This window comes from uncultured Winogradskyella sp. (genome assembly GCF_947496485.1).
GTDB lineage: Bacteria > Bacteroidota > Bacteroidia > Flavobacteriales > Flavobacteriaceae > Winogradskyella.
In genome coordinates this window covers 1,669,965-1,689,558 of sequence record NZ_CANMCZ010000001.1, presented here as the reverse complement: position 1 = coordinate 1,689,558, position 19,594 = coordinate 1,669,965, and the positions used below count along the sequence as shown (strand labels likewise).

The following is a 19,594-nucleotide window of genomic DNA, read 5'->3' as shown; positions in this document are numbered from 1 at the left end:
AGTTGTATTAATTCTTTATCTCTGGTTGTTTTTGGTTTTATCAAAAACGTAATCTATAACTTGTTGATGTCTAATTTTAGAACGAACAGAACTACCTGCGGCTGGTGCACCATATGGTCTTCTAGTTGCTGCTCTAAATTGTTTAGCTTCATCTAAATGCATTAATAAATGACTATAAGCTCCCATATTTCTTGGTTCTTCTTGAGCCCAAACTATATCATCTGCATTTTTATATTTTGCAATAACTGCTCTTATTTCTTTTGCAGGAAGCGGGAATAATTGCTCTACTCTAACAATTGCTACGTCTTCTCTTCCCAGCTTTTCTTGTTCTTCTAATAAATCATAGTAGAATTTACCAGTCACGAAAATTAAAGATTTTACTTTATTAGCTTTCGCATTTGTATCATCAATAAGCATCTGAAAACTTCCATTTGCAAATTCATCCACAGTTGATACCACCTTTGGATGACGTAATAAACTTTTTGGTGTAAATACAATTAAAGGCTTTCTATAATTTGCCTTCATTTGTTTACGCAATAAATGAAACATATTCGCAGGTGTTGTACAATCTGCTATGAACATATTGTCTTTTGCACACATCTGTAAATAACGCTCCATTCGACCAGATGAATGCTCTGCACCTTGACCTTCATAACCATGCGGTAACAACATTACCAAACCATTTTGGGTCTTCCATTTATCTTCACCCGAAGATATGTATTGATCAATCATTATCTGAGCTCCATTACTAAAATCACCAAATTGTGCTTCCCAAATGGTTAGTGTATTTGGACTTGCCATGGCATAACCATAATCAAAACCTACAACACCATATTCTGATAATAATGAATTATAAATATTGAATTGACCTTGATTTTCTGAAACATTTTTCAGTAAAATAATCTCTTCTTCGCTATCCTCAACTTTAACAACTGCATGTCGATGAGAGAATGTGCCACGCTCAACATCTTGACCAGAAATTCTAACATCAAAGCCTTCGGTTAGAAGAGAACCATAAGCCAAATGTTCTGCCATAGCCCAATCTAATCGATTTTCATCAAACATAGTTTGACGCGATTCTATGAGTCGCTGAATTTTACGAATAAACTTTTTATCAGAAGGAAGGTTAGAAATAACCTTAGTAATATCTTTTAGAACTTTTTTAGAGACAGTTGTGTCTACTTGTTCTATCATTGTATTTTCAGTAACTCGTGTAAAACCTTTCCACTCCTCTTGCATAAAAGCGGTAATTTCGGTTTTATCTTCTTTACGAGAGTCCTCTAATTTTTCCTCTAACGATTCTTTATACTTAGTCTCAATATGTTTTACGTAACCTTCAGTTATAACACCTTCATCAAGTAATCGTTGTGCATAGATATCTCTTGGGTTTTTATGCTTTGCAATAGCTTTATATAGTAATGGCTGGGTAAATTTCGGCTCATCACCTTCGTTATGTCCATATTTTCTATAACCCAATAGATCTATAAATACATCGCGCTTAAACTTCATTCTGAAATGTAACGCAAAAAGTGCTGCATGCACTACTGCCTCTGCGTCATCAGAATTTACATGTAGTACAGGGGATAAGGTTACTTTAGCTACGTCTGTACAATATGTACTAGATCTTGCGTCCAAATAATTAGTAGTGAAACCAATTTGATTATTGACTACTATATGTATGGTACCGTTAGTCTTATAACCATCTAATTTTGCCATTTGCACCACTTCATAAACTAAGCCTTGTCCTGCAATAGCCGCATCTCCATGCACAACAATAGGAAGTACCTGAGATGCATCTGTAATTTCATCTTTATCTTGTTTAGCTCTAGCTATACCTTGCACAACAGCTCCAACAGTTTCTAGGTGTGATGGATTGGGAGCAATATTTAGGTTTATCTTTTTATTATTGTAAGTCTCACGATTACTGGTCCAGCCTAAGTGGTATTTTACATCTCCGTCAAATACTTTTTCCTCGTAATCTTTACCATCAAACTCGCTAAAAATGTCTTTGGCAGATTTTCCAAAAATATTGGTTAATGTACTAAGGCGACCTCTGTGCGCCATACCCATAACAAATTCCTTTACACCTTCATCTGCCGCCTTCTCTATAATGGCATCTACAGCAGGAATTAAAGATTCGTTTCCTTCTAAAGAAAAACGCTTTTGACCCACATATTTTGTATGAAGAAACGATTCAAAAGAAACAGCTTGATTCAATTTTTTTAGGATATACTTTTTCTCGTCAGAAGTAAATATTGAGTGATTATCATTGACATTTAATTTCTTCTGTATCCATTCTATTTCTTCTGGCTTGCGAATATACATATACTCCACACCTATTGAATCGCAATAAATACTTTCAAGATGGTCAATAATATTTTGAAGTGTCGCTGAGTTTAAACCTAATATCTCGCCCGCAGAAAATGTAGAGTTTAAATCGCTTTTAGATAATCCAAAATTTTCAATTTCTAGTGTTGGAGCATACTTACGTCTTGCTCTTACAGGATTGGTTTTTGTGAAGAGATGACCTCTATTTCTATAACCATCAATAAGTTTTACAACCTGAAATTCTTTTTGAATATGTTCTGGTATTTGTGCAGAAACGCCTTCAACTATTTCGCCTTCCATTCCGTAGCTTTCTGAACCAAAATCGTAACCTTGAAAAAAGGCACGCCAACTAGGTTCAACAGAATCAGGATTTTTAAGGTATTGCTCGTATAAATCAGCAAAATATGCTGTATGTGCGGCGTTAAGAAAGGAATATTTATCCATTATTTTTTATGAGACGTTATCGTTTCAACAAAATTTATTCAAAAATACAACTTTTGCTAAATATAGCTTTGGTTTTATTATATTTATAACAATTAGAAAATAACAATTCTCGATATGATAAAGTTTAAATCAATTAGTATCAAAAAATCTATAATACTTAGCCTTTTAACCGTTTTTTTTATCACATTTTCATTTTCTCAAAATAATTCTGACAATCAATCTAGTTTTTGGAAAAATGTACAATTCGGAGGCGGTATTGGTTTAAACTTGGGGGATGGCTTTTTTAGTGGTGGATTAGCACCTGCTGCTTTGTACAGACATAACGCGTATGTTTCTACTGGTGTAGGCCTCAACTTTCAATATAGCTCACAACGCGATGTGTTTAAATCCACAGTTTTGGGTGGAAGTATAATCGGCTTATTTAATCCATATCCAGAACTACAAATCTCTACTGAGTTTGAACAATCGTATGTTAGTAGAAATTTTGATGAACAGTTTGTAAGTAATATAGATGATAGCTATTGGTATCCTGCATTATTTTTAGGTGCTGGTTACAGAAGTGGAAATGTAACATTTGGTATACGCTATGATGTTTTATATGATGAAGACAAGAGCATACAGAATCAAGCTTGGATGCCATTTGTTCGATTTTGGTTTTAATCTATAATGGCAGAACTGACTTACCATCTTTTATGTGTGAAGCTAAATCATGCAGACTAGTTTTACCTAATCTCTTAATGATTTTTTGCTTTTCAAAATATACTAAATGATGAAGTGAACAAGGATTATTACTATCACATTCTTTTAGGCTCAGTAAACAAGAGTTCATCCTTTCTTCCCCATCTATTGCTTTAACTATATCACTAATCTTTACTTGTAGATTTTCTTTACTTGTATAAAAACCACCTTTGGGTCCTTTAGTTGATGATATAAGATTTTTCTTTGATAAAACCTGCAATATTTTAGCAATATATGCTTTGGGGACGTTTATAGGATCTGCAATATCGTTTATAACAATTTTCCTTTTTTCTGAAGAATGAACTGCTAAGTAAAGAGTTGCTTTTATTGCGTATTTAGTAGAATTAGAAAACATAAATTTATTTAATCATTTACCACAAATATAAAAAAGACTTTTTTGTCTTAAATATGATTTTTATCATATTTTAATCACTTTCTCACATCTATATTTGCCTCATACTAAATTTTAGATGCACATGAAAAATTCACTAAAACTATTAACCTTATTTATAACCCTATTACTATTTAGTTGTGGAGGAAACGATAAAAAAGACGAGCCTTCTTATGGTAAAAAGGAACCTGTAAAAAAAGAGATTAAAGAACCTGCCTCTAAACGAATAGATTTAAATAATAAAGGCGTAGGCCCTGTCACATCCATTGACTTAGGACTAGTAGTTGATCAGGATATGGCCGCACATGGCAAAGAAGTTTATGACAAAATGTGTACAGCTTGTCATAAAGCTGAGAAAAAATTTATTGGTCCTTCGCCAAAAGGAATCTTACAACGTCGTTCACCAGAATGGGTAATGAATATGATTTTAAACCCAGAACAAATGGTTAAAGAAGATCAATTAGCCAAAGATTTATTAATGGAATTTAATGGCTCTCCAATGGCAAATCAAAATTTGACCAGAGAAGAAGCTAGAGCAGTACTTGAATATTTTAGAACACTCTAAACTTCAATAATTATACTAAATATAAAACCAATGAAAACACTAATCAAATCATTATTTTCTGTTGTGCTTTTACTATGTTTTGTTGCTTGTAATAGCAATTCTAAGACTTCTGAAAACACAACAAATGATACTAAGACTAATGAAGCTAGTACAGAAAAGACTGGACAAGCTTTTATTAAGGACGAAGGTGGAACACCGAACGCATTACAATTAGCAATACAATCTGAAGACCATTCAACTTTAGTTGCTGCAGTACAAGCAGCAGGAGTAGAAAATGCTTTAGTAAATGTTGGTCCTCTAACTGTATTTGCTCCTAATAATGCAGGATTCGCTAAAATAGATGAAACCACACTAAATGATTTACTAAAGCCTGAAAATAAAAGTAAGCTGGCTTTTATATTAACGAATCATGTTGCTCCTGCTAATTATCCTATTGAAACACTTAAGAAAAATGCTGTAAAAAACAGAAAATTATATATGGCTTCTGGTAAGTATTTAGAGGTCGTTGAAAAAGATGGAGACATATTTGTCGACGGTGTTAAAATTATAGCCACTGTCAACGTAAGTAATGGTTGGGTTCATGTCACTGAAGATGTCATTTTACCCAAAGACTAATAAATCAACAACTAATAAAATCAAAATAATATGAATAAAATAGGCAAATATTTATTGGGTATTTCTGCACTTATCTTTATGACAAATTGCGGTAATAACAATAATAACAGTAACTCTGGCGCTATGTCTTCTAGCAAGGCAGAAAAAGTATATGTTGCACCAGGTGAACATGACGAGTACTATGGTTTTATGTCTGGAGGCTATAGCGGAAACCTTACTGTTTATGGCTTACCTAGTGGTAGAATGCTTAAAGAAATTCCTGTGTTTTCTCAATTTCCAACGTCTGGCTATGGCTATTCTGAAGAAACTAAACCGATGTTAAACACTTCATTCGGATTTGTACCATGGGGAGACTCACACCATCCAGATATCTCACAAACTAAGGGTGAATTAGATGGTAGATGGATTTTTATTAATGAAAATAACACACCACGTATTGCACGTATTAGTTTAGAAACATTTGAAACTGAAGAGATTATTGAGCTCCCTAATAGTGCAGGTAATCACGCATCTTCATTTGTAACTGAAAATACGGAATACATTGTTGCAGGTACGCGTTTTGCAGTACCTAATCCTCAACGTGATATGCCAATAAATGAAATGAAAGGTCAATTTAAAGGCCCTCTTTCTTTTGTTAGTATTGCTGATAATGGAAGAATGAATCTAGAATTCCAATTAAATATGCCAGGATTCAACTATGACTTAGCACATCCTGGGCGTAATAAATCTCATGGTTGGTTCTTCTTTACAAGTTACAATACTGAAGAAGCAAATACATTGATGGAGGTTAATGCTTCACAAAATGATAAGGATTATATAGCAGCCGTTAACTGGAAAAAAGTAGTAGAATATGTTAAAAATGGTGGTGGTGAGAAAGTTGCTGGTACTTATGCGCATAACGTTTATGATGAAAAAACACATACAGCCATATCAACAATGAAAGAAGGTGTGATTTCTATCAATCCAAAGGATGTTGAAGGTGCCGTTTTCTATATTCCAATTCCAAAATCACCTCATGGTTGCGATGTTGATCCATCTGGCAAATATATTATAGGTAGTGGTAAATTATCAAGAGATTTAAGTGTGTATTCATTTGACAAAATGTTAACAGCAATTGAAAACAAAGATTTTGTTGATGATGCATACGGAATCCCAGTATTAAGCTATGAAAACACATTGGCAGGTACTGTGGCTGCTGCAGGATTAGGTCCTTTACATACAGAGTTTGACGGAAAAGGGAATGCCTATACAACCTTTTTTATCTCTTCTGAAGTGGTAAAATGGAAACTAGGCACTTGGGAAATATTAGATCGACAAAAAACATTCTATTCTGTTGGTCACCTAATGATTCCCGGAGGAAACTCAAGAAAACCTTTTGGTAAATATATGGTAGCCTTAAATAAGATTACTAAAGATCGCTACTTACCAACTGGACCTGAGTTAGAACACTCTGCCCAATTGTACGATATTTCTGGAGATAAAATGGAATTGCTTTCTGATTTCCCAACACATGGTGAGCCTCACTATGCAGCAGGTATTAGAGCTGATATCATTAAAGAGAAGAGTAAGAAATATTATGAATTATCTGAAAATGAACATCCTTACGCTGCCAAGAGCGAAAGTGAAGCTACCGTAACACGTAATGGTAATGAAGTACATATTAGTATGACAATGATTCGTAGTCACTTCTCACCAGATAATATAGAAGGAGTTAAGGTTGGAGATAAAGTATATCTGCATATGACTAATCTAGAACAAGATTTTGATGTTCCTCATGGATTCTCAATAATTGGTGCCAATACATCTGAGATTTTAGTAATGCCAGGACAAACCAAAACAATAATTTGGGAACCAAAACGAGAAGGTGTTTGGCCATTTTATTGTACAGATTTCTGTTCTGCGCTACACCAAGAAATGCAAGGTTACATAAGAGTGTCAGGAGCAAATTCTAACACACCAATTAAGTTTACATTAGATGATGAATAAAAAAAGCGCAGTTAAATAGTTTTAGTGTTAAAAATGTTATTTAACTCATATTTGGGCGAGTAGAAATAACTCGCCCATTTTTTTAAAACAAATTTATATGAAATCCGCAAGTATAATAATGATAATAGGTTCTGCTCTATTACTGGGACTATTTGTATTTCCATTATGGAGTATAACACTCGAAGCACCACAATATCCGAGTGGAATTGGAATGAACATTCATCTCGATGGACTTCAAGGTAAAGAAAAACATGATCTCCAAAATATTGATGGTCTTAACCATTACATTGGTATGCGCAAATTACCCAAAGCAGACGAAATGTGGGAGTTTAGTACATTTCCAAAAGTAATAGGTAGCATGGCTGCACTAGGAATTATAATAGGTTTAATAGGTTTATTTAAATTTATTTCACCAAAATGGTTTCTAGGTTGGTTGATCCTTATGATAATTTTGGGTATCTTAGGTATGTACGATTTTAATGCGTGGATGGTAGATTATGGTACTAATCTAGATCCTAAGGCTATTATGAAAATGACAGATGCAAACGGTAATCCCTTAAGCTATAAACCACCTTTATTTGGCACTAAGAATATTCTAAATTTTGTAGCACATTCTTATCCACACAAAGGAGCATACATGATGGGTTTTGGTATGTTCTTAACTTTTGTAGCCTATTGGATAGGAAATAAAAAAGTAAAATCTTTAAAAGCATGAAACGTATTGTCTTATTCCTAATTCTCTTTGTAATGTTTGGGTGTAGTAAAACGCCTCAACCCATAAATTATGGAACAGATATGTGCAATTTTTGCCAAATGACTATCGTCACAAAAACACATGCATCACAAATGGTTACAGATAAAGGCAAACAATATAAATTTGATGCTATTGAATGCATGGTTAGATTTTTAGGTGATAAGCAAGAGCTTATAGAGGAAAGTAATCTCTTGATTACTAACTATAAAAAACCTGGGGTAATGGTAGATGCAAAAACAGGTGGTTATGTTATTTGTGAGGAAATCACAAGTCCTATGGGAGCAAACTTAACAGGTTTTGCATCTTTAGAACAAGCTAAGACAAAAATTAATAATCCTAAAGCAGAATACTTTGACTGGGAAGGTATTTTTAAAAAACTGAACTAAATTCATACTATGAAAATACAGTTAAGTATTCTTCTATTTTTCATCTCAATCTGCTTTACAACAGCTCAAACAGTTACAGTTTGTAAAGATGGTTGTGATTTTAAATCTATTCAAACTGCTGTAGATAGTTCTAAAAGTGGTGATCGCATATTTATAAAAGCTGGTCTTTATAATGAATCTAACATTATTATATACAAAAAATCTCTTCATATCAATGGTGAAGAAGGCACCATAATTGATACGCAAAATAATGGCTATGGATTTTCAGTAGAAGCAACAGATATTGTTATTAAAAATCTAACTATTAAAAATATCGAGGTTAGTTACACTAAAGAATTTGCTGCGATATTACTTTTTAAATCTTACGACTTTGTTATAGAAAATATTACTGTAGAAAATGCGTTTTTTGGTTTTTTAATTCAAAAATCTAAAGATGGTCTTGTACATAATAATGTTATTTCTGGAGAAGGTAAAGCTGAAGCAGATTCTGGTAACGCCATTCATTTATGGCATTGTGAAAATGTGAATATTACTAATAATGATGTAAGACGAATGCGCGATGGCATCTATTTAGAATTTGGAAGTAATGCATATATATCCGATAACTATTCTACAGAAAATATGCGCTATGGTCTACATTTTATGTTTTCAAATAATAATACTTATGAAAACAATATCTTCGAGGCTAATGGCGCAGGAGTAGCTGTGATGTTTTCTAAGAAGATAAAAATGTATAACAATATCTTTAAGAAAAATTGGGGAACAGCTTCCTATGGTATTCTTCTAAAAGAAATTAATGATGCCGAACTAAAACATAATATTTTTGAAGATAACACTATTGGCATTAATGCAGATGGAACAAACCGAATAACATATACTGAAAATACCTTCAAAAATAATGGCTATGCGATAAAAGTACATGGGGCATGTTATGACAATATTTATTCAAAAAATAACTTCTTGTATAACTCTTTTGACTTATCATATTCTGGCAACCTAAATTCTAACAAATTTGAAAATAACTATTGGAGCAATTATACGGGTTACGATTTAGATAAAAACGGTATTGGAGATATACCTTATAGACCTGTAAAACTCTTTTCGTATTTAGTAAATCGTACACCAGAAAGCATCGTATTACTGCGCAGTCTTTTTATAGACATTATCGATTTTTCCGAAAAAGTATCTCCTGTTTTTACACCAGAAAACCTCATTGATAACCAACCTCTAATGAAGCAAGTTAAATGGTAGAAATAACCAATTTATATAAAAAGTTTGGTAAAAATGATGTCCTCAATGGCATCGACCTCTCCATTAAAGAAGGTGGTATTTTTGCTGTACTTGGGCCAAATGGCTCTGGGAAAACTACGATTATAAAAACCATACTTGGTATGGTGATTCCTGATCGTGGAAGTATTAAGGTTTTTAACACTGACGTTAAGAACAATTCAGATTACCGTCATCAAATAGATTACTTACCTCAGATTGCTAATTTTCCGAGTAACTTAAAAGTCAGTGAACTTATTAAAATGATTAAGGATTTAAGAGGCAAGACTGATGCAGATCAAAACCTAATAGAGAAATTTAAACTAGGGCCATTTTTAAACAAAAAACTTGGCACTTTATCTGGCGGTACTAAGCAAAAAGTTAATATCGTTTTAACTTTTATGTTTAATAGTCCAATTATCATTTTAGACGAACCAACTACTGGTTTAGATCCGATTTCATTAATACGATTAAAAGAGCTTATTGAAGTAGAAAAATCAAAAGGTAAAACGATCTTAATCACGTCTCATATTATGAGTTTTGTTGAGGAAGTTGCCGATAAAATAGTTTTTATTCTCGAAGGTAAAATTTACTTTAAAGGCAGTATTGCCGAATTAAAAACAAAGACGAAACAACAAGATTTTGAGCATGCCATTGCTAACATTTTAACCGAAAACCATGCTTAAAATATTAAAATATAGTTTTTTTGATTTAATGCGTAGTAGCTGGAGTTACGTCTATTTTGCATTTTACCTTTTATTAGGAATCGTCCTCCTTTTTCTTAACAACGATTTATCTAAAGCCGTAATAACACTAATGAATGTAATCATTGTTTTAGTACCACTTATAGGAACTATTTTCGGCGTCATGTATTACTATAATTCTAAAGAATTTACGGAGTTGCTGTTGGCACAACCGTTAAAACGGTCTTCCATTTTTTTAGGGCAATATTTAGGAGTAGCTATTTCACTTTCCATGAGTCTAGTTCTGGGTTTAGGATTACCATTTATTGCGTATGGATTATTTAAATCTAATGCTATTTGGGACTTCTCACTATTATTAGTAGTTGGTGTGTTTTTAACCTTCATATTTAGTGCTTTAGCTTTTAACATAGCACTATCTAATGAAAACAAAATTAAGGGATTCGGTTATTCGATATTAATGTGGTTATTCTTAGCCATAATTTATGACGGATTGTTTTTAATGTCACTAATATTATTTGAAGATTACCCACTAGATAAAGTGTCTTTAATAGGTACCATGCTTAATCCTATTGATTTATCCAGAACATTAATTCTTTTGAAGCTAGATATCTCAGCATTGTTAGGCTATACAGGAGCCGTATTTAAACAATTTTTTGGCACTAGTTTTGGCTTAATTATATCATTTTTAGCACTTACTATTTGGGTGGTGTTACCAATTTTAAGAATTGTCTTTAAATCGAAGAAAAAAGATTTTTAATTATGAAGAAATTTAGCTCGTCAATAATATTAATTGCCATCTTTTTTATGGCTTTTCATTCATGTAAAGATGAAAGCCATCCGATTAATACCGAAACAAAAATTCAGTTAGAAGGACTCACACTAAATAACAATGAAAAATGGGTTGCCAACGAAGAAACTCATGTCGGAATGAAACGGATAGATTCCATTCTTAAAAACAATACATCAAAAGATGGAAAGGTATTAGGTAACGCGCTTTCTAAAGAAACCAGCCACATCATTAAAAGTTGTGATATGACAGGTGAAGCGCACGATCAACTTCATGTTGTTTTAGTACCTATTTTAGAGGAAATCACCGAAATTAAAGATTTAGAAAATACAGCTCAATTAAAGTCTAAAACCGATTATTTAAAACGTTTAGTTAAAATATATTTCGAATTCTTTACAACCTAGTTAAGAATGATTAGCCTTATACCACACCTTTTGCCACTCGCGTTGAAGAATTAAAAAAGTAACATCTTCAGAGAGTTTAAAAAGGTCTTCCCTATCAAGTGAACGAATCCTTTTTTCAGAAACATCAACCTGATAAAGTAGATTGAGGTAGTCTGAAAATTTATTCTGAATGAGATGAAAAACAGTTTCTTGTAAGACTAACTTCAAACTAATTGGTAAGATTTCAGTATCTAATTCTAAATCTATATTAGCAAATAACAAATCTTTATTAAGTTGAACGATAAGCTTATGATAGAGATTTAAATCATTTACTTCTGCTATTAAGTCTTCAAAATTAGAGGGTAATGGCATTACACACGTCTATTCATTAGTTGCTCGCCAAACAATCTTAAAAGTTGTTTTTTATCTTCCGAAATATTTAATGTTTTCAAAACAGTAAAAGCTTTATTGGTATAATTCTTTACAGCATTTTGAGTTGCTTCTGAAGCACCAGAATTATTAAACAACTCCTTTACAGATTCTACTTTATTACTATCGGAAATTGAACTGCTTGACATGTTCTCAACAAGATTAGTCTTTTCACTCTCCGAACCAAGTTCTAGAGTTTTAAGATATAGATAGGTCTTCTTATTTTCTAAAATATCACCACCAACCTGCTTTCCGAATGTTTCAGGATTGCCAAAAGCATCTAAATAGTCATCTTGTAATTGAAAAGCTATACCTAAATATCTACCAAAATCATAAATAGCATTTTGGTCTTCATTTGAAGCTCTAGCAACAATAGCGCCCATTTTCATAGCAGCACCCACTAAAACTGCTGTTTTATATTCTATCATTTTTAGATATTCTTGAATTGTAACATCATTACGTGTTTCAAAATCAATATCGTATTGCTGCCCTTCACAGACTTCTAATGCTGTTTTACTAAAAAGTTTTGCTAATGCCTGAAATGTGCTTGGTTCATAGTTTTCAAAAAGCTGATACGCCAAAATCAACATGGCATCACCAGATAGAATTCCTGTGTTTAAATCCCATTTTTTATGTACTGTTTCCTGACCTCTTCGCAAAGGTGCTTCGTCCATAATGTCATCATGCACTAAAGAAAAATTATGAAATACCTCAACCGATAATGCAGCATCCATAGCGTTTTGAGCAGTTTCGCCAAAGACTTCTGAAGTCATTAAAGTTAAGACTGGTCGCAGTCGCTTTCCTCCTAGTCTTAATATATAATTTATGGGTTCATAAAGATTCTTAGGCTCTTTAGTTACTGCAAAATCCTCTAAATATGTAATAAAAGATTTTTGATAGGCTTCGATGTGTTCCATAAGACAAAAATAATGCTTTAAACATATTTTAAGCTAATGTTAGGTATGTTAAAAAATCATTAAAACTTTGGAAACTTTTTTGGTTTTTAAAGTTTCCTATTGTAATTTTGCTCAAAATAAAATTGATTCCTATTCGTCGAATCTTAAAAATGAAAGAAAAAATAATAAATAAATCGGTAGATCTTTTTTTAAACCTTGGCTTTAAAAGTGTCACTATGGATGACATTGCCAATGAAATGGGTATTTCAAAAAAAACGATTTATCAGCATTTTGCAAATAAGACAAAACTAGTTGAGGCTACCACCTTACATGTTTTTGAAAACATTTCTCATGGTATAGATTGTATTTGTGAACTAGACAAAAATCCTATTGAAGAAATATATGAGATTAAAAAGTTTGTAATGCTCCATCTTAAAAACGAGAAATCGTCACCTCAATATCAGCTTCAGAAGTATTATCCGAAAATTTTTGCAACACTAAAGCAAAAACAATTCGAAAAAATGTTAGGCTGTGTTTCCCAAAATCTTGAACGTGGAGTATCACAAAATCTATACAGAAAAGAAATAAACATTGATTTTATGGCTCGACTTTATTTTAATGGAATGCTCTCTTTAAAAGATCACGACATCTTTCCTATTGAAAAATTTTCAATGCATATGTTGATGGACAATTACATAGAGTATCACTTAAGAGGTATCTCTACACCTAAAGGTATTGAGACGCTTACAGAATTATTAAAAACCAATAAAAATTAAAATACTTATGAGAAAAACACTCATACTAATACTAAGTCTAATTTTCTCTTCCATCGGGTTTTCGCAAGATGAACCCACCAGTTTCACACTTCAGGAGGCTATAGATTATGCATTGGAAAATAATAGACAAGCCTTAAATGCAGCTAGAGACATTGAAGCTGCAAAACAGCAAAAATGGGAAACTACTGCAAGTGGTCTACCTCAGCTTAGCGGATCGATAGATTATCAAAATTTCTTAAAACAGCAAGTCTCTGTTATTCCTGCTGAATTTTTTGGTGGTAATGCTGGAGAGTTTACGGAAGTCATTTTTGGCACAAAACAGAGTGTAAATGCCTTTGCTACTTTAAATCAAAAAGTCTTCGATGGCTCTTACATTGTTGGACTTCAGTCTGCTAAAGTATTTTTGGAAATTTCAGAAAATGCTAAATTCAAAACCGATTTAGAAGTTAGAAGAGCAGTTATTGATGCTTACGGAAATGTACTCTTAACAGAAGAAAGTGTAAAGATTCTTAAGAGGAATATAGAAACGGTAGAAAAGAACCTTTTTGAGACCCAAAAAATATATGAAAATGGATTGGGTGAGGAAGAAAGTGTAGAACAATTACAAATAACACTTTCGGATTTAAGAAGTAACTTAAATAATGCGGAGCGCCTTAATACGCTCTCATATCAAATGCTAAATATCACTTTAGGATTAGATGTTTATAACGATTTGATTTTGAGCGATAATCTTGAAACGCTTACTCAAAAAAATATTTCACTCTCGCTTTTAGAGATTGAAAACAATCCGAAAAGCACTATAGATTTTCTTATTGCTGAAAATGACACTAAAGCTAAGGAACTTATGGTAAAGCTCGAAAAAAGTAAAGCATTACCAACTCTAAATGCATTTTTGAATGGAGGATATTCTGCCTTTGAAAATGAATTCACCTTTTTTAATAGTGATCAGCAATGGTTCGGTTCATCATTATTAGGTCTCAGCTTAGATATTCCTATTTTTAGTTCTGGTATGCGAAATGCTTCAACTCAGCGAGCTAAGATAAATCTCGAAAAAGCCCAAACTGTACTTTCTGAAACAGAACAACGTATAAAGTTTGAGATTTCGGCTGCAAAAAGCAATTATCAATTCGCTATTGAAGACTATGAAAACAAAAAGCGAAACTTAGCACTTGCTGAACGTATAGAATCTAAAAATCAAACCAAATTTTTTGAAGGCATTGGCTCTAGTTTTGAATTAAGACAAGCTCAGACTCAATTATATATAGTACAGCAAGAATTATTACAAGCTATGCTCGATGTTATCAATGCTAAAGCAGAACTAGAAACCATAACCAACAAAACAACCAACTTTTAAAATATATCATCATGAAAAAAATATTTAGTATAATCCTTCTAGCCACACTAGTATTAGCTTGCTCAGGCGAAAAAAAACAATCCATTGAAGAACTAATAACTACGGACAATGCTGAAGCTATTCAAAAGCGAAAAGATGAATTGGTTAATGAGCAACAAGCACTTGTTGTGCAGATTAAACAATTAGATGAAAAATTGGAGAGTATTAGTCCAGATCGTAATATCCCACTAATAACAACTATAAAAGCAGAAGTTGAAGAATTTAAACATTATTTAGAGTTGCAAGGAGGTGTAGAAACTAAGCAGAATATTGTGTTGACACCAGAAATGCCAGGCATCCTAAATAAAGTTTATGTAAAGGAAGGAGACAGAGTATCTAAAGGTCAGTTGTTAGCTAGAATTGATGATGGTGGGTTAAGTCAACAAATTTCATCTGCTCAAATACAAGCAGATTTAGCTAAAACAACTTATGATAGGCAAAAACGTCTGTGGGATCAAAAAATAGGTAGCGAAATTCAATTCCTTCAAGCTAAATCAACATATGAGAGTTCTCTAGAAATGGTAAATCAGTTAAAACAACAATTAGGCAAGTCTAATGTAAGAGCACCTTTTTCAGGAGTGGTTGATGATGTCATTACGGAACAAGGGAGTATTGTTGCCGCTGGTCAATCAGAATTAATACGCATAGTGAATCTTAATAATATGTATATTCAAACTGATATTCCAGAAAGTTATATAACAAGCATTACAGTTGGTAAAGAAGTAGAAGTTATGTTTCCTGTTTTAGGAAAAACGATATCATCTAAAATTAGACAAACAGGCAATTTTATTAATCCCGCAAATAGAACCTTTAAAGTAGAAATTGATGTACCAAATAAGGATAAAACTATTAAACCTAATCTAACAGCTCGATTAAAAATTAATGACTACACCAACGATAAAGCTATTTTAATTCCTCAGAGCATTATTTCTGAAAATGCTAATGGTGACCAATACGTATATATTCTTACAGATAAAAAAGAAGACAAGGCTACTGCTAAACAAGTGATTATTGAAACTGGCAAAACTCAAGGCGATCAAATTGAAGTGCTGTCTGGTTTAGAAGGTAATATTGAGATAATTAAAGAAGGTGCTCGTAGTGTTAAAGATGGGCAATCAGTAAAGATAATCAACAAAGACTAATAACCAATGACTCCAAAAAAGAAAAACAAGAAGAAGGTCGATAAAGAATTTGGTTTATCGTCTTGGGCTATTAATAATAAAACCACAATGTATGTGGCCATTGCACTAATACTATACCTTGGAGGCTCCGCATATTTTAGTATGCCAAGAGAGAGTTTTCCAGAGATTAGAGAAACGAAAATTTATATCAGTTCGTTATTCCCTGGAAACACAGCTGAGGATATAGAAAAGCTGATAACAGATCCATTAGAAGATAAACTCAAAAACGTGAGTAACGTGGTTGAGATTACTTCTACATCATCTGAAGATTACTCAATGGTTGTTGTTGAGTTTGATGAAGATTTGACCGTAGAAGCTGCAAAACAAAAAGTTAAGGATGAAATTGACAGTGAAACCTCAAGTGAAGATTGGCCAACATTTAATGGTGCCAAAGTAGAGCCTAATGTTTTTGAGTTGAGTATGTCTGAAGAAATGCCAATTCTTAATATTAATATTTCAGGTAATTATACTGTGGAGCGGTTAAAGGAGTTTGGAGAATATTTAGAAGAAGAGATTGAAGACCTACCAGAAATTAAGAAAGTAGACATAAGAGGTGCCCAAGAAAAAGAAGTTGAAGTTGCTGTAGACGTTTATAAAATGATGGCTTCTAAAGTAAACTTCAATGAAATTATAGATGCTATTGGTAATGGTAATATGACCATGTCTGCAGGTAATTTTATTACGAGTGGACAACGCAGAACTATAAGAATAATAGGCGAGATAGATAATCCTGAAGAACTCCAAAATTTTGTTGTGAAGGCTGAAAACAATAACCCTATTTATCTAAAAGATTTAGCTACAATAACATTTAAGTCTAAAGATAAAACAACGTACGCAAGAGAGTTTAATACAGAAACAGAAGAAGGGGATGCAGTAGTAATGCTAGATGTTAAAAAACGTGCAGGAAAAAATATGGTCGCTGCAGCAGAAAAAATTGAAGCCATTGTAGCAGATGCTAAAGCTAATGTATTACCAACTAATTTAAAACTGACAATTACCAATGATCAATCTTCCAAAACTATTGGACAAGTAGATGACTTAGTCAACAACATCATATTCGGTATCATCTTAGTAGTAACCGTTTTAATGTTCTTTTTAGGATTTAAGAATGCACTTTTTGTTGGTTTTGCAATACCAATGTCAATGTTTATGTCCTTAATGATTCTGAATGCTTTAGGTTACACAATGAATACTATGATTCTTTTCGGATTAATTATGGGCCTTGGTATGTTAGTAGATAATGGAATTGTAGTGGTAGAAAATGTATATCGATTAATGGAACAAGAAGGCATGAGTCGTATTGAAGCCGCGAAAAAAGGTATTGGAGAAATCGCATTTCCAATAATTATTTCAACAGCGACAACAGTTGCTGCTTTTATTCCGCTAGGCTTATGGCCTGGATTAATGGGACAGTTTATGATTTATTTCCCGATAACATTATCAGTAGTGCTTGGTTCTTCATTACTAGTTGCCATTTTCTTTAATTCAGTTTTAGTCTCACAGTTTATGACAATCGAAGACAAGGATATGCCTTTAAAACAAATCATCACAATATCTGCAATTGTAGGTGGAATCGGATTATTAATAATCTTATTTGGTGGTGCTTACAGAGGTTTAGGAACTTTAATGATATTTACTGCTATAATGTTGTGGGTATACAGGTTGATACTACGAAAAGCAGCAAATAAGTTCCAGACCAAGACATTAGTACGTTTAGAGAATTTTTATGAACGCGTATTAACAAGTTCGTTAAGAGGTTGGAAACCTCAACTTATAGCCTTTGGAAGTTTAATTTTATTCCTTTTAGCCTTTGGAAGTTTTGGGGCTTCTGTAGCAAGTCAGCGTACCAAAATTGAATTTTTTCCAGACAATAAACCTAATCAGATTATAGTTTACATTGAATATCCTGAAGGAACTGACATTGAAAAAACAAATACAATAACTAACGAAATTGAAGCCAAAGTATATGACATCCTTAATGATGATGAATATATAAAGGACGGTCAAAACTTCTTAGTAGAAAGTGCAGTTGCTCAAGTTGGTGAAGGTGCAGGTAATCCACAAACCGATGGCGGATCTGCGGCAGAAATGCCACATAAGGGTAAGATTACGGCTTCCATGCGAGAGTACAAATATCGTAATGGAAAAGATAGTGAGCTTTTACGCCAAAAAGTTCAAGAAGCTTTAACTGGTATTTATCCAGGAGTTCTAATTTCCGTAGAGAAAGATCTTAATGGTCCACCTGCAGGAGCACCAGTAAATATTGAGCTAGAAGGTAATGATTATGACGAATTAATTGACGTAGCTGAGCGCATGCGTGAATTTATTAACTCTAAAAATATAGCCGCAATTGATGAATTGAAAATTGATGTGAACAAAGACAAACCTGCAATGGAAGTGCTTGTTGACAGAGAAAAAGCTGGAGAACTTGGTGTAAGCACTGGACAAGTTGGCCAACAGTTGAGAAATTCATTATTTGGCGCAAAAGCTGGAATCTACAAAGAAGAAGGTGATGATTATGACATCTATGTGCGCTTTAATGAAGATTTACGTTATAACACAAGTGCCTTATTTAATCAGAATATAGTGTTTAGAGATATGGCGTCTGGCCAAGTCAAAGAAATTCCTGTATCTACTGTAGCAAAACAGAAAAATAATTCTGGCTTTAGTGCTATTAAGCATAAAGACACAAAGCGCGTCGTTACTGTATATTCTGCCTTAGCACCAGGTTATACTGATGCAGGTGCTGTGGTTAGTCAGGTACAAAATGAAATGAAAAATTTTGAAGGCTTGCCTTCAAATATCAAAATAGATTATACTGGTCAGATTGAAGAGCAAAATAAAGAGATGGCATTCTTAATGGGAGCATTCTTTACTGGTTTAGGTTTAATTTTCTTCATATTAATATTCCAATTCAACTCGGTTTCAAAACCAGCAATTATTATGATTGCCATTTTCTTGAGTTTAATTGGTGTATTTGGAGGTATCGTTATTACTGGAGACTCGTTTGTTATATTAATGACTATGATGGGAATTATTTCCCTCGCCGGAATTGTTGTGAATAATGGTGTTGTACTGCTCGATTATGCTCAGTTATTAATTGATAGACGAAAGCAAAACCTAGATTTAGATGATTCAGAATATTTACCAAAAGATGAATTATTAACACAAATCATTAAAGCTGGTAAAGCTCGTTTAAGGCCTGTTATTTTAACTGCAATTACCACCATATTAGGATTAATTCCTTTAGCGATCGGTCTAAATATTAACTTCTTTACCTTATTCAGTGAGTTTGATGCCAACATCTATCTTGGTGGTGACAATGTAATATTTTGGGGACCATTAGCTTGGACTGTTATTTATGGCTTATTCATAGCTACGTTTTTAACACTAATAGTCGTTCCTGTTTTATTTTATTTAGCAACCACATTCAAAATGTATTTAAAACGAAAGTTTAACTCCTCAGATTCTGTTGTATCAGAAGAGTTAATTCCTCAGGGAGTATACAATATTGATAGTAAAATAGACTAATTAAAATGAAACTATAAGACAATAAGCTTTTGATATAAGAC

The 19,594-nt window shown here is 33.0% G+C and carries 18 protein-coding genes; 14 read left to right on the top strand and 4 right to left on the bottom strand.

Annotation, left to right across the window (positions count from 1 at the left end; translation table 11 throughout):
* Nucleotides 1–15: 15 nt before the first annotated feature.
* Nucleotides 16–2,772 carry a 2-oxoglutarate dehydrogenase E1 component gene (locus Q0822_RS07270; RefSeq protein ID WP_299121966.1) on the bottom strand — a complete coding sequence of 919 codons (2,757 nt, stop codon included), beginning with the start codon at nucleotides 2,770–2,772 and terminating at the stop codon, nucleotides 16–18.
* 114 nt (nucleotides 2,773–2,886) lie between these two features.
* Here Q0822_RS07270 and Q0822_RS07265 point away from each other — a divergent pair, with 114 nt between their 5' ends.
* On the top strand, nucleotides 2,887–3,432 hold the full coding sequence (locus Q0822_RS07265) for an alpha-ketoglutarate decarboxylase (RefSeq protein WP_299121963.1): 546 nt from the start codon (nucleotides 2,887–2,889) through the stop codon (nucleotides 3,430–3,432).
* 1 nt (nucleotide 3,433) lies between these two features.
* On the opposite strand, the gene Q0822_RS07260 is transcribed toward Q0822_RS07265, so the two are convergent.
* The gene (locus Q0822_RS07260) at nucleotides 3,434–3,865 is read right to left on the bottom strand and encodes an Rrf2 family transcriptional regulator (RefSeq protein ID WP_299121960.1); all 432 of its coding nucleotides are present in this window, start codon (nucleotides 3,863–3,865) and stop codon (nucleotides 3,434–3,436) included.
* A gap of 121 nt (nucleotides 3,866–3,986) precedes the next feature.
* Here Q0822_RS07260 and Q0822_RS07255 point away from each other — a divergent pair, with 121 nt between their 5' ends.
* From Q0822_RS07255 to Q0822_RS07215, 9 genes are all read left to right on the top strand, one after another.
* Complete coding sequence (locus tag Q0822_RS07255; protein WP_299121957.1) at nucleotides 3,987–4,466, top strand: cytochrome c; 480 nt, start codon at nucleotides 3,987–3,989, stop codon at nucleotides 4,464–4,466.
* Between the two features lie 30 nt (nucleotides 4,467–4,496).
* Nucleotides 4,497–5,081 (top strand): fasciclin domain-containing protein, encoded by a 585-nt coding sequence (locus Q0822_RS07250; RefSeq protein ID WP_299121954.1) that lies wholly within the window; start codon nucleotides 4,497–4,499, stop codon nucleotides 5,079–5,081.
* 30 nt (nucleotides 5,082–5,111) lie between these two features.
* The gene (nosZ, locus tag Q0822_RS07245; protein WP_299121951.1) at nucleotides 5,112–7,067 is read left to right on the top strand and encodes a Sec-dependent nitrous-oxide reductase; all 1,956 of its coding nucleotides are present in this window, start codon (nucleotides 5,112–5,114) and stop codon (nucleotides 7,065–7,067) included.
* 97 nt (nucleotides 7,068–7,164) lie between these two features.
* On the top strand, nucleotides 7,165–7,782 hold the full coding sequence (locus Q0822_RS07240) for a hypothetical protein (RefSeq protein ID WP_299121948.1): 618 nt from the start codon (nucleotides 7,165–7,167) through the stop codon (nucleotides 7,780–7,782).
* Entirely contained in the window at nucleotides 7,779–8,207 is a 429-nt protein-coding gene (locus Q0822_RS07235) for a nitrous oxide reductase accessory protein NosL (protein WP_299121947.1), read from the top strand. Before Q0822_RS07240 ends, Q0822_RS07235 begins: the two co-directional genes overlap by 4 nt.
* 9 nt (nucleotides 8,208–8,216) lie before the next feature.
* On the top strand, nucleotides 8,217–9,458 hold the full coding sequence (locus tag Q0822_RS07230) for a nitrous oxide reductase family maturation protein NosD (protein ID WP_299121943.1): 1,242 nt from the start codon (nucleotides 8,217–8,219) through the stop codon (nucleotides 9,456–9,458).
* Complete coding sequence (locus Q0822_RS07225) at nucleotides 9,452–10,159, top strand: ABC transporter ATP-binding protein (protein ID WP_299121940.1); 708 nt, start codon at nucleotides 9,452–9,454, stop codon at nucleotides 10,157–10,159. The genes Q0822_RS07230 and Q0822_RS07225 overlap by 7 nt, the downstream gene beginning before the upstream one ends.
* Nucleotides 10,152–10,934: an ABC transporter permease gene (locus Q0822_RS07220; RefSeq protein ID WP_299121937.1), complete on the top strand. Its 783-nt coding sequence runs from the start codon at nucleotides 10,152–10,154 to the stop codon at nucleotides 10,932–10,934. Before Q0822_RS07225 ends, Q0822_RS07220 begins: the two co-directional genes overlap by 8 nt.
* A gap of 2 nt (nucleotides 10,935–10,936) precedes the next feature.
* A complete protein-coding gene (locus Q0822_RS07215) occupies nucleotides 10,937–11,368 on the top strand; it encodes a hypothetical protein (protein WP_299121935.1) in 432 nt (143 codons plus the stop codon).
* On the opposite strand, the gene Q0822_RS07210 is transcribed toward Q0822_RS07215, so the two are convergent.
* Nucleotides 11,369–11,719, bottom strand: coding sequence for a hypothetical protein (locus Q0822_RS07210; protein ID WP_299121933.1), 351 nt, complete (start codon nucleotides 11,717–11,719; stop codon nucleotides 11,369–11,371).
* Nucleotides 11,719–12,693 (bottom strand): polyprenyl synthetase family protein, encoded by a 975-nt coding sequence (locus tag Q0822_RS07205; protein ID WP_299121931.1) that lies wholly within the window; start codon nucleotides 12,691–12,693, stop codon nucleotides 11,719–11,721. The genes Q0822_RS07210 and Q0822_RS07205 overlap by 1 nt, the downstream gene beginning before the upstream one ends.
* A 149-nt stretch (nucleotides 12,694–12,842) precedes the next feature.
* Here Q0822_RS07205 and Q0822_RS07200 point away from each other — a divergent pair, with 149 nt between their 5' ends.
* Genes Q0822_RS07200 through Q0822_RS07185 form a run of 4 tightly spaced genes read left to right on the top strand, consistent with a single transcriptional unit; the run spans nucleotide 12,843 to nucleotide 19,553 of the window.
* Entirely contained in the window at nucleotides 12,843–13,448 is a 606-nt protein-coding gene (locus Q0822_RS07200) for a TetR/AcrR family transcriptional regulator (RefSeq protein WP_299121929.1), read from the top strand.
* Between the two features lie 7 nt (nucleotides 13,449–13,455).
* Nucleotides 13,456–14,802 (top strand): TolC family protein, encoded by a 1,347-nt coding sequence (locus tag Q0822_RS07195; protein WP_299121927.1) that lies wholly within the window; start codon nucleotides 13,456–13,458, stop codon nucleotides 14,800–14,802.
* Nucleotides 14,803–14,813: 11 nt separating this feature from the next.
* Nucleotides 14,814–15,983 (top strand): efflux RND transporter periplasmic adaptor subunit, encoded by a 1,170-nt coding sequence (locus Q0822_RS07190; RefSeq protein ID WP_299121925.1) that lies wholly within the window; start codon nucleotides 14,814–14,816, stop codon nucleotides 15,981–15,983.
* A gap of 6 nt (nucleotides 15,984–15,989) precedes the next feature.
* Nucleotides 15,990–19,553 carry an efflux RND transporter permease subunit gene (locus Q0822_RS07185; RefSeq protein ID WP_299121923.1) on the top strand — a complete coding sequence of 1,188 codons (3,564 nt, stop codon included), beginning with the start codon at nucleotides 15,990–15,992 and terminating at the stop codon, nucleotides 19,551–19,553.
* The last annotated feature ends 41 nt before the right edge of the window (nucleotides 19,554–19,594 follow it).